The sequence below is a fragment of the Actinomyces sp. ICM58 genome (assembly GCF_000283035.1).
In the GTDB taxonomy this organism is placed as follows: domain Bacteria; phylum Actinomycetota; class Actinomycetes; order Actinomycetales; family Actinomycetaceae; genus Pauljensenia.
This window is the reverse complement of record NZ_ALIY01000097.1, coordinates 16,351-29,099: the sequence shown is the minus strand read 5'-3', so window position 1 is coordinate 29,099 and position 12,749 is coordinate 16,351. Positions and strand designations below refer to the sequence as shown.

Below are 12,749 nucleotides of genomic sequence, written 5' to 3'. Positions count from 1 at the left end.
CTCTCGCGTCACCCTGGCGCCCCTAGCCTCCGCACAGCCGGGGGATGCCTCCTCCCTCGGCGTCGTCGGCCGGCACGGCGCCGAATGCGCGCTGTGGTGCGCGGGACAGGTGGCCGCCCAGCTGGGAGGGGCGCGCGTCTGGTGGGACTCCCGCTCCCCCGTCCTCCTGGGAGCCCCGGGCATCGACATCCACGTCACCGACCGGGAACAATGCCCGGCCTGTACCCGAGCGTCCGCGAACGAGAAGGCCCCTCCCATCCTCCACATCGGCTACGCGCGACGCATCGCCGACCTGCCCTCGTGGTGTGCGCGCGTGTGCGCCGCCGACGAGCAGCCCGTGTCCACGCGGTGGTGGTGGACCGTCGCGCGCCCCGATGGGCAGGACGCGCTGCCCACGCGCCTGGACTGGGATCCCTGCGATGCCCAGGGGGCATCAGGCGGCCTCGGCGTCGTCATCGGGCGAGCCGAGTCGGGACCCGTGTCCCTCGACCTGGTCGCGGACGGGCCGCACGCCCTCGTAGCCGGCTGCACGGGCTCGGGTAAGTCGGAGGCCCTGCTGGGCTGGCTCGCCTCGATCGCCCACTGTTATTCGCCCGAGCGCGTGCGTTTCATCCTCATCGATTACAAGGGCGGGTCGACCTTCTCGCGCCTGGCCGGCCTGCCCCACACGCAGGCGTTGCTGACGGACCTCGACGCGGGTGCCACCTCACGCGCCCTCGACGGGATCGCTTCGCTCCTCCTGCGGCGCGAGGCCGCGCTCAGTGAGCTCGCCCTGCCCGACCTGGCGGCCTGGGAGCGCGCCCACGAGGCCGATCCCGGGGCCGTCCCGGCCCCTCCCCCTCGTCTGGTCGTCGCAATCGACGAGTTCCGCGTCCTGGCCGACACGCATCCCTCCTCGATGGATGTCCTCCTGAGGCTGGCGGCGCAGGGGCGCAGCCTCGGACTGCACCTGATCGCCGCGACGCAGCGCCCCTCGGGGGCGGTCAACGCGAGCATGCGCGCCAACATGGACATTCGTTTGGCGCTGCGATGCGTGAGCTCCGCAGATTCCACGGACATCCTGGGCGACGCGCGCGCCTCCGCCCTGCCGCGCGTGCCCGGGCGGGCGGTACTGGCGGGCACGGGCACGCTCCAGCTGTCCTACATGGCCGACGTCTCCTCGGTGGTCGCCGGCTGCGCGCGGCGCTGGCCCCCATCCTCCTCGGCTCCGCTGTGGGCTCCCGCCCTGCCCGAGGTCATCGGGTGGGAGGACGTCGACCGGGCCGGGGCTGGCGTGGGCGGCGAGGATGCGGGGCGTGCCCTGAGCGCATCCGGTTCTCACCCCGGCACCAAGGAGGGGTGGCCCGGCCTGGCTCTCGGGCTCGTCGAAGGCATCGAGGCGCACACTGCCCTGCTGTGGGACGGCGGCAGCATTCAGATTCAGGCCAGCGCGCACGAGGCCGACGTGGCCGCCCGCTGGGTCCGTTCCCTCGCCACCAGGATCGCCGGGCACAGCCTCCTCCCCCTGCATGTCATCGGGGAGGAACGAATCAGCGGGGCGCGCTCCTGCCTCTCGCCGGGCGACCTCGGCGCCATTGATCTGCTGGAGGGCGTGTGCGAGCACGGCCCATCTGTCCTGGCCGTGACCGACGTCGGCGCCCTGCGTGCCTGCCTCGCTCAGGCCCTGTCGATCCCGCAGGCGGAGGATCTGTGGTCTTCGTTGTTAGCACGCGCCCGACGAGCCGGGGTCGTCATCGTGGCCGCCTACTGTGGACGCTTCACCTCCTCGACGGCGGCCATGGGGGCGTTCTCGATGCGCCTTGTGCGCGCCAGGGACGCCGACGAGGCCCTGCACGCGGGGCTCCTTCCCTCCGACCTGCGCGCTCTTGGCGAGGGCCAGGCGCTCCTCGCACGTCCGGGCGAGCCGACCGCGCTCGCCTGCGTGCCCCTCGAGCCCGCGCCGATCGGGGCGCCACCCCTGGGCGTGGAGCACCGCTCGCGCTTGTTGACCACGCGGGGCCAGTGGCGCATCCCCTCCCCCAGCGAGGCTGCATCGTTGGTCAGTAATTCACAGGCTCCCGCCCTGATCGGACCCGAATACGCGCCCGCGCGATGGGAGCACGCCCTCCCATGGATCATCGTCGGCACCGAGGCGCACGCTTGCTCGGTCGAGGCGTTGCACGCGGCGTTGGGCTGGGATCCTCCCCTCATCGACGAGATCATCCCGGAGTCCGCGTGGACTCGTATCACCCGGTGGGACGGGCACAGATTGCTTGCCCTCAACCCCTCGGAGAACGTCATTCGCGCACTCATTCGAGCTAGTCACAAGTACCCACTATCGATTGCAACACAGCCCTGGAATCCCTCCTGCGGCCTCATCTGCGAGGGTGATACCCTAACAACAATCCAACTGACCGCAGGGTCAGTTAAAACCTAAGTCCCATCTTTTTCGCACACCGTGACCAGACACATAGTGACGTCTCCACGTCACCGTCACCCCCACCTTGCGCGACAAACATGGCCAGTGGACACTGACAGACGAATAGACCACATCCCACAGCGCACAGTAACGCAAGGAGCACCCATATGGATTGGCGCAGCAAGGCAGCATGCCTGACAGTCGACCCCGAGCTGTTCTTCCCCATCGGGAACACGGGGCCCGCTATCCGTCAGGTGGCCGAAGCGAAGGCCGTATGCCGCGAGTGCGTCGTCAAGGGCATCTGCCTGAAGTGGGCCATCGACAACAACCAGGACTCCGGCGTCTGGGGAGGCATGAGCGAGGAAGAACGCCGCTCCCTCAAGCGCCGCGCAGCGCGCGCACGCCGCGCCGGCTGCTGACGCGCACCGACCACTCACACGACCAAGGCCGGGGATCCGCTCAGGTTCCCCGGCCTCGATCATTGATCAACAGGTGCGCACCCCGTGCGCACAGCCCCACTGCCCGTCAGGCGGCGTCGAGGTTAATCAAGAGCGTCACGAGGGTGCCACCGCCCTCGCGCGGGGCCCACTCGATGGAGCCGCGCAGCTCGCCGCGCACCATCTGATGCACGATCTGGGTGCCCAGGCCCGTCATGGGGGTCCCCGGAACAAAACCCACCCCGTCGTCCGCGACCGTCACCGTCATGGACAGCCCCTTGCGCTGCGCGTTCACCTCGATGCGCCCGTCGCGGTCGGCCAGGCCATGCTCGACGGAGTTGGCGACCAGTTCGTTGAGGACGGTCGCCAGCGCCTGGGCCTGGTCGGCGGAGATGGTCCCGAAGTTTCCGGTCGTGATGACCTCGACGCCGTGGTCAGTGGAGGCGATCGCCCCCGCCATGCGCACGATCGTGCGCGCAACTTCGTCGAAGTCGACGGACTCGTCGACGTTTTGGGACAGGGCGGCGTGGACGGTCGCGATGGCCTGGACGCGGCGCTCGGCCTCGGCGAGAGCCACCTTGACGGCGTCCTCGCTGGAGCGACGCGACTGCAGGCGCAGGAGCGCGGAGACGGTCTGCAGGTTGTTCTTGACGCGGTGGTGGATTTCGCGGATCGTCGCGTCCTTCGTCATGAGTTCCTGCTCGTGGCGATGCACCTCGGACACGTCGCGCAGCAGGATGACGGCGCCCAGTCGCTTGCGCCCGTTGACCAGGGGCAGGGCGCGCAGGGAAATGGTGGAGGCGCGCGCGGAGATTTCGACGCGCCAGGAGGCCCGGCCCATGACGACGACAGCCATCGATTCATCGATGAGGGTCCCATCCCCAATCACGTCGGTGATTTCCTGGGCGAGCACTTTGCCCTTGACGTCGTAGCGGATGCCGAGGCGTCGCAGGCAGGACACGGCGTTGGGGGTGGCCTGCTGGACGCGCCCGTCCGCGTCGAGCAGGAGCGCGCCGTCGAGGACGCGAGGAACGCCGTGGGAGGTCACCTGGGGGGTGGAGTCGTAGGGGTATTCGCCGTTCGCGATCATCTGGCACAGCGTGTCGGCGGCGGCGGTGGTCCATCCTTCGAAGCCGAGGGACAGGCGCGGGCTGGACAGGTTTTCTTCGCGGGTGACAACGGCGATGATGCGTCCGTCGTGGCACACGGGCACGCAGGTTTCCATCATCGAGTAGGTGCCTGCCCAGCGGGCGGCGGGCGAGCGCACGACCTGGCCGGTCTGGATGGCGCGATGCAGGTCGACTTCGCGGGCGGCGGGCAGTCGCAGGCCGATGATGTCGTCGAGGTGGACGGTCGAGGAGGTCGCGGGGCGGCAGTGGGCGGCGGCGATGAAGCGGCCGTCGTCCGCCGGCAGCCACAGGACGAGGTCGGCGGCTGCGAGGTCGGCGAGCACCTGCCAATCGGCTCGAAGCAGGTGCAGCCAATCGAGGTCCTTTTCCGACAGCGGTGTCGACGAGGCTTCTTCAGCTAACTGCATGAGGCTACGCATGGCTCTACTCTAGTGGGAGCGGGGCCACAAGGCTGGCCCGTGGTTGTAAATGAGCGCCGGACCACGATTCAGCGCCGATATCGAGAGAGGGAAAACCTTGGAATTTAGCCAGTCTGTTACCTACCCGGGCACGGTCGACGAGGTCGTCGCCATGTTCCTGAGCCCGGGCTACCAGGAGCGTCGTTTCGGTTCCTTCGTGGTGGAAGGCTCCTCGTCGGCGGCCGTGGAGGGCGATCGCATCACGTTCTCGGGCACGGTTCGCCCTGAGCTCATCCCCTCGGCCGCGTCGCGTTTTGTCAAGGGCGACCTGCGCGTGTCCTTCGTGGAGGAGTGGAAGCGGGACGAGGCCGTGGCGCGGTCTCGCTCGACGGTGACCGTGGAGGGCGCCCCGGTCTCGTTCCGGGCCGTCTCAGTCCTGTCCCCCTCGGGTGAGGGGGCCGAGCGTCACGTGACGGGCGACGTGTCGGTACGCATCCCGCTGCTGGGCGGGCGCATCGAGAAGGAAGCGGTGGCACGCGCCGGGCGTGTGATCGAGCGCGAACGCGAGCTTGCCGCGTCGTGGCTGGAGGAGCATCGCTGAGGGCTCTCTACGCTCTGCGAGGAACCCCGCCCGCCGGGCGCATGTTGCCGGGCGGGCGGGGTCTTTTCGCGACACAATAGGGGCCATGAGTGATACCCCTAAGTCTCTGTATCTGCAGCGCACGGGCGTGCGCGAGTACATCGCCCGCAACCAGGATGGCGCCGAGATTCTGGTCGGGCACGGCCCGGGCCGTTTCTCCCCCGGCGACCTGCTCAAGCTCGCGATCGCGGGCTGCAACGCAATGAGCTCGGACGCGCGCATGGCGGCTCGCCTGGGCGACGATTTCGAGCAGTTCGTCGGAGTCTCCGGCGACTACGACCAGGCGGGCGATCGTTTCACGCACGTGGACGTCGAGTTGGTGCAGGACATGTCGGCCCTGTCCGACGAGGAGATCGCGGACCTGCTGCGCCGTGCCGAAGCCTCGATCAAGCGCAATTGCACGATCGAGCACTCGGTCGTCGACCAGGCGCTGCCGGCCTCGCACACGTGGACGAACGAGCGGATCAACTGACGTGAGCGCCGTCGACCGCCAGTACGAGAACCTGCTGGCGCGCATTATGCGTGAGGGCACCCCCAAGGGTGACCGCACCGGCACGGGCACGCGCTCGATCTTCGGGGCGCAGCTGCGCTACGACCTGTCCAAGGGCTTCCCGCTGATCACAACGAAGCGCGTGCACCTCAAGTCGGTGGTCGGCGAACTCCTCTGGTTCCTGTCGGGGTCCTCGAACGTGTCCTGGCTCCAGGAGCACGGCATCCGCATCTGGAACGAGTGGGCGGACCAGGACGGCGAGCTGGGCCCGGTGTACGGCGTCCAGTGGCGTTCGTGGAACGCCGGGGACGGTCGCCATATCGACCAGATCTCCCAGGTCCTCGAGACGCTGAAGACGAACCCGGATTCGCGCCGCATGGTGGTGTCCGCGTGGAACGTCGGCGACCTGCCGCAGATGGCGCTCGAGCCCTGCCACGCGTTCTTCCAGCTGTACGTGGCCGATGGCCGCCTGTCGTTGCAGCTCTACCAGCGTAGCGCTGACATGTTCCTGGGGGTTCCCTTCAACATCGCGTCCTACTCGCTGCTCACCCACATGTTCGCCCAGCAGGCGGGCCTGGAAGTCGGCGACTTCATTTGGAGCGGCGGGGACTGCCACATCTACTCCAACCACACCGAGCAGGTGACCGAGCAGCTGAGCCGCGACCCCTATCCGTTCCCGCGCCTGGAGCTCGCGAAGGCTCCCTCGATGTTCGAGTACTCCTTCGATGACATTTCGGTGACGGACTACCAGCACCACCCCACGATCAAGGCTCCGGTCGCGGTATGACGAAGCTCGCCGCGATTTGGGCCCAGGATTGCAACGGGATCCTCGGGTCGGGCACCGCCATGTCGTGGCACGTCCCGGCGGATTTTCGCCACTTTAAGGAGTCCACGATGGGCTGCCCGATCATCATGGGGCGCCGCTCGTGGGAGGCTCTCGGGCGCGCCCTGCCGGGTCGCACGAACATCGTCATCACGTGTACCCCCGGGTACGAGGCCGCCGGCGCGCTCGTCGTCTCCTCCGTTGAGGAGGCCCTAGAGGTTGCGCGCGAGGAAACGGCGCGCACTCGGGCCCCCTACATCTGGATCACGGGCGGGGCCCAAGTCTACGCGCAGACTCTGCCTCTCCTGGACGAGGCCGTGGTGACCGACCTGGAGTTGGACGTGGCCGCGAGCGCGCCCGAGGGGGCGACTTTCGTGTACGCGCCGCCGCTGGATCCGGCGCTGTGGCGCCGGGACGAGTCGCGCTCCGATAGCGAGTGGCGTGAGCGCTCGGGCGACGCCCGCTGGAGGGTGAGTACCTGGGTGCAGCGCTAAGCACCGCTCCCCCGTTATGACGTCTGTCCGGCAAGGCCCCGCGCGACGCGCGGGGCCTTCGTCGTAGGATGCACTGTGCCCTCATCACCTTTGCTGACGAATCCGACGCTGCGCGCGCTCGTGGCGATCGCGCTGTTTACGTACACGGCGCAGAATATGCTCAACGTGTCGATCGCGCCCCTCTCTCGCGCGCTGGAGCTGCCCGAGTGGATCGTGGGTGCGGCGGTGTCCCTGGCGGCCGCCGCGGTGACGGCGCTCAGCCAGTTCTGGGGGCGCCGCTCGATCGCGTGGGGTCGCCGGCGCGTCATCTTGTTGGCACTGTTCTTGGCGCTCACCGCGGGCACGCTCTTTTCGGCGGCCGTGTGGGCGCGGGCGGCAGGATCCATCGGCGCTTTCCTGGCGGCGGGTGCCATCATGGCGGCGCGCGGCCCCTTCTTCGGCGCGGCCGTCGCGGCGATCCCGCCGACCGGGCAGGCCCTGGTCGCCGAGGTCACCCCGGACGAGGCCTCTCGCGTGCGCGGGACGTCCGCGTTCTCCGGCGCGATCAACCTGTCCGTCATGGTGGGTTCCCTCGTCTCGTCGGCGCTGGGCGCGTGGTGGATTTTCGGCCCCGTGCACGCGACCCCGATCTTCGTCCTCGTCGCGCTGGGAATCGCTCTCATCTGGCTGCCCCGCGACGGAGCATCCGTGCGTCCGAGGAGGCGCCTGCCCCGCCTGAGCGCTGAGGATACGACGCCCGAGAAGGCAACCCCGGCCTCGTCGATTGAGGGAGCGGGGGACGGCGCGAGCGCGGCGACCACGGACGGTAAGCTGCCCCCGCGGGTGCGATGGACCGACCGGCGCATCGCGCCATGGATCGCCTCGGTGTTCGGCATCTACTTCGCCAATGGCGTCGTTCAGATCACGATGGGCTTTCTCGTGCAGGACCGCGGCGGGCTCGAGCCCGCGCCCGCCGTCTCGATCACGGCCCTCATGCTGCTGGCAAACGCGGCGGGCGCCATGCTCATGCAGCTGATCGTCGTGCCACGCCTGGGATGGGGGCCTCGCGCCCTGCTGCGCGCGGGCATGACGCTCGCCCTTATTGCCCTCACGTGCCTGACCCTCGCGCCGACGCTGTGGGCGGTCGCGGCCTCGACCTTCGCGATGGGCGTCGCCTCGGGCATGGCCTCCCCCGGCTACTCAGCCGGCGCGTCCCTGGCGGTGAACGCGCGCGAGCAGGGCGGCATCGCCGGCATCATCAACGCGACCGGCGCGATCACCTGGATCGTCGCCCCCGTGAGCGCCACCGCCCTGTACGGCTGGGTGCCCCTGTCGCCGTTCCTGGTGGCACTGTGCCTGGTCGGCTTGTCCTGCTCGTGCTCCTGGTGGCTGCTGCGCAGGCTGAACGTCGCGTCCCGTGCGCGAGACTAGGACGAGTGCCCCACGCCTCACAGCGCGCTCGGCGCTATCCTAGGGGGGTACGTAAGCCCTACGCGAAGGAGCCACCTGTGGCACAAGAAACCCGCACCGAAACCGACTCGATGGGAGCCGTTGAGGTCCCCGCGAACCGCTACTGGGGCGCTCAGACCGAGCGTTCGCTGCACAACTTCGACATTGGACGCAACACCTTCGTGTGGGGTCGCCCGATGGTGCGCGCCCTCGGCATCCTGAAGAAGTCCGCGGCCCTGGCCAACGCCGAGCTGGGCGAGCTGCCCGCCGACATCGCGAACTACATCGCACAGGCCGGCGACGAGGTCATCTCCGGCAAGCTCGACGACAACTTCCCGCTGGTCGTCTTCCAGACCGGCTCGGGCACGCAGTCGAACATGAACGCTAACGAGGTCATTTCCAACCGCGCGATCGAGCTCGCGGGCGGCACCATGGGCACCAAGTCCCCCGTGCACCCCAACGACCACGTGAACCGCGGCCAGTCCTCGAACGACACCTTCCCCACCGCCATGCACATCGCGGTCGTCTCCGAGCTGCACGACATGTACCCGCGCGTGCGCCAGCTGCGCGACACCCTGGACAAGAAGGCCAAGGAGTTCGACGACGTCATCATGGTGGGCCGCACCCACCTGCAGGACGCGACCCCGATCCGCCTGGGCCAGGTCATCTCCGGCTGGGTTGCTCAGATCGACTTCGCCCTCGACGGCATCGAGTACGCGGACACGCGTGCGCGCGAGCTGGCCATCGGTGGCACCGCCGTGGGCACCGGCCTGAACGCTCACCCAAAGTTCGGCGAGCTCACCGCGAAGAAGATCTCCGAGGAGACCGGCATCGATTTCAAGCAGGCCGACAACCTGTTCGCCGCCCTGGGCGCGCACGACGCACTGGTGCTGGTTTCGGGCGCGCTGCGCGTCCTGGCCGACGCCCTCATGAAGATCGCGAACGACGTGCGCTGGTACGCGTCCGGCCCGCGTAACGGCATCGGCGAGCTGATCATCCCCGAGAACGAGCCGGGCTCGTCCATCATGCCGGGCAAGGTCAACCCGACCCAGTGCGAGGCCATGACCATGGTCGCCACGCAGGTCTTCGGCAACGACGCGACGGTCGGCTTCGCCGGCTCGCAGGGCAACTTCCAGCTCAACGTCTTCAAGCCCGTCATGGCGTGGAACGTCCTGGAGTCCATCCGCCTGCTGGGCGACGCCTGCGTGTCCTTCGATACGCACTGCGCGTATGGCATCGAGCCGAACTACGAGAAGATCAAGCACAACCTGGACATTAACCTCATGCAGGTGACGGCCCTGAACCGCCACATCGGCTACGACAAGGCCTCCAAGATCGCGAAGAACGCGCATCACAAGGGTCTGTCGCTGCGCGAGTCCGCCCTCGAGCTGGGCTTCCTGACCGCCGAGGAGTTCGACGCGTGGGTCGTTCCCGCCGATATGACGCACCCCAGCGCCGCCGACGAGTGATCCGCTTCAGGCGCGCTAGCGGCAAACGCTTCGGCCCCGGTCTCGTTGTACGAGGCCGGGGCCGGTTCGTTTAGCCCTGGGCGCGCGCCTTCTTGCGCATTTTCAGGATCGTCGAAGCGATGATGGACAGCAGGAAGATGTTGAAGAGGATGGCGCCGACGCTCGGGGAGACGAGCGTGGCGACGAGGCGCCCGGCGGGGGCGGTGGCCGCGGCGGAGGCGCCGACAATGAGGCCGACGCGCAGGTCAACCATGCGGTGACGCAGGTTGGTGACAGTGCCCGCGATGCCGGTGGGGATCATAACGAAGAGGGACGTGCCGCGCGCGATCAGGTCTCCCGCGCCGACGGCCAGCTCCATACCGGGCACGATGACGGATCCGCCGCCTACGCCGACCAGGCCGGAGAGGATGCCGGCGCACACGCCGACCAGGATCAGCAGCGCGCACGAGGCCGGCCTCAGCGAGACGACCCCCTCGCGCGTGGGGACCTGCAGGTATTGGGAGACGATGACGAAGAGCGTGAAGCCGATGAGGATCCAGGGCAGCGTGGGGGCGGGGAGGCGCCGCAGGAGCCACACACCGATTTGTGAGCCGACGAGCGCACCGACGACGAGGAGCGCGCCGCCCGCCCAGGAGACCTCGCCGTGCAGGGCGTAGGTGCCCGATCCGACGGCGGCGGTGACGATGATGGCGGCAAGGGAGGTGGCCGAGGCGCGGCGCTGGTCCATGCGCAGGACGGCCATGAGGGCTGGCACGATGACGAGGCCGCCACCCACCCCGAAGAGTCCGGAGAGGAATCCCGCGCCGACGCCCGTCGCGATGACGAGGAGGATGCGGCGCGGGGTCAGGGGCTGGGTGTCTGTGTCGGGCATGTCTCCACTGTAGTCTCCTCCACGTCCCCCTCCTGAGACGTGTCTTCACCGGGCGCGAAACCTGCCCTCTCGCCCTGTTCCTCGATGGGTCGCCGGGGATAGACTGCCCGCATCAACGAAAGGATGCCGCAATGACTAACGTTCTGATTGTGTCGGGTCACCCGCGCCTCGGAGATGATTCGCTCGCGAATAAGACCATCGTGGAGGAGCTGACTTCCCTTATTCCGGGCGCTGTCGTCGACCAGCTCGACGACCTCTACCCCGACTACCGCATTGACGTCGCGGCTGAGCAGGCGAAGTTGGCCGCCGCTGACGTGATCGTCCTGCAGTATCCGCTGTGGTGGTACGGCTGGCCTTCGCTCCTGCAGAAGTGGGTGGAGGACGTGTTCGTGCGTGGCTTCAGCCACGGGTCGACGGGGACGGCGCTTGCCGGGAAGAAGCTGGTGGTGTCGGTGACGACAGGCGCCGGCGAGTCCTACTACTCCGCACAGCCGGGCGGTTTCGACCGCTTCCTGGCTCCCGCGATGGCGACGTGCGCGCTGACGGGTATGGAGTTCGCGGGGAGCCTGCCGCTGTTCGGGGTCTCCTACGCGAATCGCACGGATGAGGCGGCACGCGCCGACATGGTGGAGCGTTCGCGCGAGCACGCGGCTCGCCTCGCGAAGTTCGTCTCCGCCCTCTGAGCTGCCCCCCTGCCGTCAGGCGGGATGAGAACCCGTCCCCAGCCTCGTTCCTGTCACGAGGCCGGGGCCGACTCGTCTTTGCACCAAACCTGACGGTTGTATCCGGGGTTCGCGTCTACTTCTTCTTTTTCTTCGGTGCGGGCAGTTCCACCCACATCGCATCGACGACGTCGTGCAGCGTGTCGCGGTCCTCCAGCTCGACAAGGAGCATCTCCTTCGCTCCCTCGTAGGGGGTGGCGCGCGGGGCGCCGGGCAGGAGCCGTTCGGAGGCAGGCGTGACCTTGAGCAGGAAGCGGTCGTCGTAGATGCCGCCCACGACCTTGCCCCGATAGTAGAGGACGTATTCGCCCATCATCTTGCGGTGCGCCACGTCATCCAGCTCGCCCAGCAGGTCGAGCACGAAGTCCAGGTATTGGTTGGTGGACGCCATCGTTCATCCTCGCTTTCCCGCTCAACGCCACGCTCGCCTGATCCTGCGCTGCATTCAGCGGCCTTGCTCTTTTGTGGCGGATGAGAACAGTATAGGAGCCTGTGAGCAGTCCCTGTGATCGCGTTCGTTCATTGATCAACGGGGCCGCGGTTGGCTGCAGGGCTAGCTAGTATCACCGCGACGCAAGGGTCGTCAGGGCCTGGACTTCGCGCCTGACAGCCCCGTTAGGATGGGGGCATGACAGATACGCGTGACCCACGAGGGATTGTTAACTTCTTCGTCCGGTACCTGGTGCTCCACGTGATCTTCCTGGTCGGCCTCCCGCTCTCGTATGCCATGGACCTGGCCCTCATCTACTTCTTTGGCTTCCTGGGCTTCTTCACCTTCTTTCAGGTGTTGATAGCCATCACCCGAAAGTTCCTCGAGAAGGCCGGATGGTGGAAGCCTGTCGCCATCGTGGGGGCAGTATTCTCCGACGTGGCGGTCCTGTGGTGGCTGGGCGGGATAGTCTCAGGTTTTTTCGTGGACTCCAACTGGGGGCTCGTGACCCAGTGGCTGCCCTACCACTTCGTCGCTGCCTTGTGCGCGTGGGGACTCCGCGAGTTCTTCTACTGGTTGAGCCCACGAGACACTGCTACGCCCAGCGCCTCTGACACTCCCACCGATCCGGCTGAAACCGAGAACCTCAGCGAATCCGAAGACACAGAGGCAGACACCCCGACGGACGCAACCGGGGTTACCGAAGCCGACACCGACAAGCAGTAGTCCGTTGTCTCGGGAGCGGCTTCGTCCACTCCCCACCGCCAGGCAGGAGGCACAATCCAGCCCCGACCTCGTCAATGAGAACAGCGCAAGCGAAACGGACTCAGAAAACCCAACTTTTCAGGACACTCCCCCACCGCAGCCCTGTTAGACACTTTTAGACAATAGCGCCAGGCTACCTCAGGACCAAACGACCAAACAGCAGATTGCAAACCTACAAGGCCTGACAAATACTTGGAAATTCAACCAACCCACGATTTTACTTGTCCGCACTGCGGGACACTTTTGTTCAGCTT

The 12,749-nt window shown here is 67.6% G+C and carries 13 protein-coding genes; 10 read left to right on the top strand and 3 right to left on the bottom strand.

All coding sequences use genetic code 11. The annotated features are described in order from the left end of the window. Nucleotides 1-2,416 (top strand): FtsK/SpoIIIE domain-containing protein (locus tag HMPREF1138_RS04915; RefSeq protein ID WP_009057224.1); only part of this gene is annotated, 2,416 nt, incomplete at its 5' end. A 149-nt stretch (nucleotides 2,417-2,565) separates the two neighbouring features. Further along, nucleotides 2,566-2,817, top strand: a complete 252-nt coding sequence (locus HMPREF1138_RS04910) for a WhiB family transcriptional regulator (protein ID WP_009057212.1) — start codon at nucleotides 2,566-2,568, stop codon at nucleotides 2,815-2,817. A 106-nt stretch (nucleotides 2,818-2,923) separates the two neighbouring features. Here HMPREF1138_RS04910 and HMPREF1138_RS04905 read toward each other — a convergent pair whose 3' ends face one another. Further along, on the bottom strand, nucleotides 2,924-4,384 hold the full coding sequence (locus HMPREF1138_RS04905; protein WP_009057237.1) for a sensor histidine kinase: 1,461 nt from the start codon (nucleotides 4,382-4,384) through the stop codon (nucleotides 2,924-2,926). 97 nt (nucleotides 4,385-4,481) lie between these two features. Between HMPREF1138_RS04905 and HMPREF1138_RS04900 the strand changes: the two genes are divergently transcribed. The 6 genes from HMPREF1138_RS04900 (at nucleotide 4,482) to fumC (ending at nucleotide 9,707) form a co-directional block, all read left to right on the top strand. Next, a complete protein-coding gene (locus HMPREF1138_RS04900) occupies nucleotides 4,482-4,964 on the top strand; it encodes a DUF2505 domain-containing protein (RefSeq protein WP_009057206.1) in 483 nt (160 codons plus the stop codon). Between the two features lie 85 nt (nucleotides 4,965-5,049). Further along, nucleotides 5,050-5,475 (top strand): OsmC family protein, encoded by a 426-nt coding sequence (locus tag HMPREF1138_RS04895; protein WP_009057211.1) that lies wholly within the window; start codon nucleotides 5,050-5,052, stop codon nucleotides 5,473-5,475. Between the two features lies 1 nt (nucleotide 5,476). Continuing rightward, nucleotides 5,477-6,280 (top strand): thymidylate synthase, encoded by an 804-nt coding sequence (locus tag HMPREF1138_RS04890; RefSeq protein WP_009057215.1) that lies wholly within the window; start codon nucleotides 5,477-5,479, stop codon nucleotides 6,278-6,280. Next, nucleotides 6,277-6,810, top strand: coding sequence for a dihydrofolate reductase (locus HMPREF1138_RS04885; RefSeq protein ID WP_009057235.1), 534 nt, complete (start codon nucleotides 6,277-6,279; stop codon nucleotides 6,808-6,810). Before HMPREF1138_RS04890 ends, HMPREF1138_RS04885 begins: the two co-directional genes overlap by 4 nt. A gap of 75 nt (nucleotides 6,811-6,885) precedes the next feature. After that, the gene (locus tag HMPREF1138_RS04880; RefSeq protein WP_009057208.1) at nucleotides 6,886-8,220 is read left to right on the top strand and encodes an MFS transporter; all 1,335 of its coding nucleotides are present in this window, start codon (nucleotides 6,886-6,888) and stop codon (nucleotides 8,218-8,220) included. 77 nt (nucleotides 8,221-8,297) lie between these two features. After that, entirely contained in the window at nucleotides 8,298-9,707 is a 1,410-nt protein-coding gene (fumC, locus tag HMPREF1138_RS04875) for a class II fumarate hydratase (RefSeq protein ID WP_009057200.1), read from the top strand. A 70-nt stretch (nucleotides 9,708-9,777) separates the two neighbouring features. On the opposite strand, the gene HMPREF1138_RS04870 is transcribed toward fumC, so the two are convergent. Continuing rightward, nucleotides 9,778-10,578 carry a sulfite exporter TauE/SafE family protein gene (locus tag HMPREF1138_RS04870; protein WP_009057229.1) on the bottom strand — a complete coding sequence of 267 codons (801 nt, stop codon included), beginning with the start codon at nucleotides 10,576-10,578 and terminating at the stop codon, nucleotides 9,778-9,780. Nucleotides 10,579-10,709: 131 nt separating this feature from the next. On the opposite strand from HMPREF1138_RS04870, the gene HMPREF1138_RS04865 reads away from it, so the two are divergent. Next, complete coding sequence (locus tag HMPREF1138_RS04865) at nucleotides 10,710-11,261, top strand: NAD(P)H-dependent oxidoreductase (protein WP_009057234.1); 552 nt, start codon at nucleotides 10,710-10,712, stop codon at nucleotides 11,259-11,261. Nucleotides 11,262-11,376: 115 nt separating this feature from the next. On the opposite strand, the gene HMPREF1138_RS04860 is transcribed toward HMPREF1138_RS04865, so the two are convergent. After that, nucleotides 11,377-11,691 carry a TfoX/Sxy family protein gene (locus HMPREF1138_RS04860; RefSeq protein WP_009057233.1) on the bottom strand — a complete coding sequence of 105 codons (315 nt, stop codon included), beginning with the start codon at nucleotides 11,689-11,691 and terminating at the stop codon, nucleotides 11,377-11,379. 237 nt (nucleotides 11,692-11,928) lie between these two features. On the opposite strand from HMPREF1138_RS04860, the gene HMPREF1138_RS04855 reads away from it, so the two are divergent. Then, nucleotides 11,929-12,456 carry a hypothetical protein gene (locus HMPREF1138_RS04855; protein ID WP_009057213.1) on the top strand — a complete coding sequence of 176 codons (528 nt, stop codon included), beginning with the start codon at nucleotides 11,929-11,931 and terminating at the stop codon, nucleotides 12,454-12,456. Nucleotides 12,457-12,749 lie beyond the last annotated feature (293 nt).

Coding starts and splice junctions, on each gene's coding strand:
- HMPREF1138_RS04855 (WP_009057213.1), top strand. CDS start 11,929: ATGACAGATACGCGTGACCCACGAGGGATTGTTAACTTCTTCGTCCGG.
- HMPREF1138_RS04895 (WP_009057211.1), top strand. CDS start 5,050: ATGAGTGATACCCCTAAGTCTCTGTATCTGCAGCGCACGGGCGTGCGC.
- HMPREF1138_RS04885 (WP_009057235.1), top strand. CDS start 6,277: ATGACGAAGCTCGCCGCGATTTGGGCCCAGGATTGCAACGGGATCCTC.
- HMPREF1138_RS04870 (WP_009057229.1), bottom strand. CDS start 10,578: ATGCCCGACACAGACACCCAGCCCCTGACCCCGCGCCGCATCCTCCTC.
- HMPREF1138_RS04860 (WP_009057233.1), bottom strand. CDS start 11,691: ATGGCGTCCACCAACCAATACCTGGACTTCGTGCTCGACCTGCTGGGC.
- HMPREF1138_RS04905 (WP_009057237.1), bottom strand. CDS start 4,384: ATGCGTAGCCTCATGCAGTTAGCTGAAGAAGCCTCGTCGACACCGCTG.
- HMPREF1138_RS04865 (WP_009057234.1), top strand. CDS start 10,710: ATGACTAACGTTCTGATTGTGTCGGGTCACCCGCGCCTCGGAGATGAT.
- HMPREF1138_RS04910 (WP_009057212.1), top strand. CDS start 2,566: ATGGATTGGCGCAGCAAGGCAGCATGCCTGACAGTCGACCCCGAGCTG.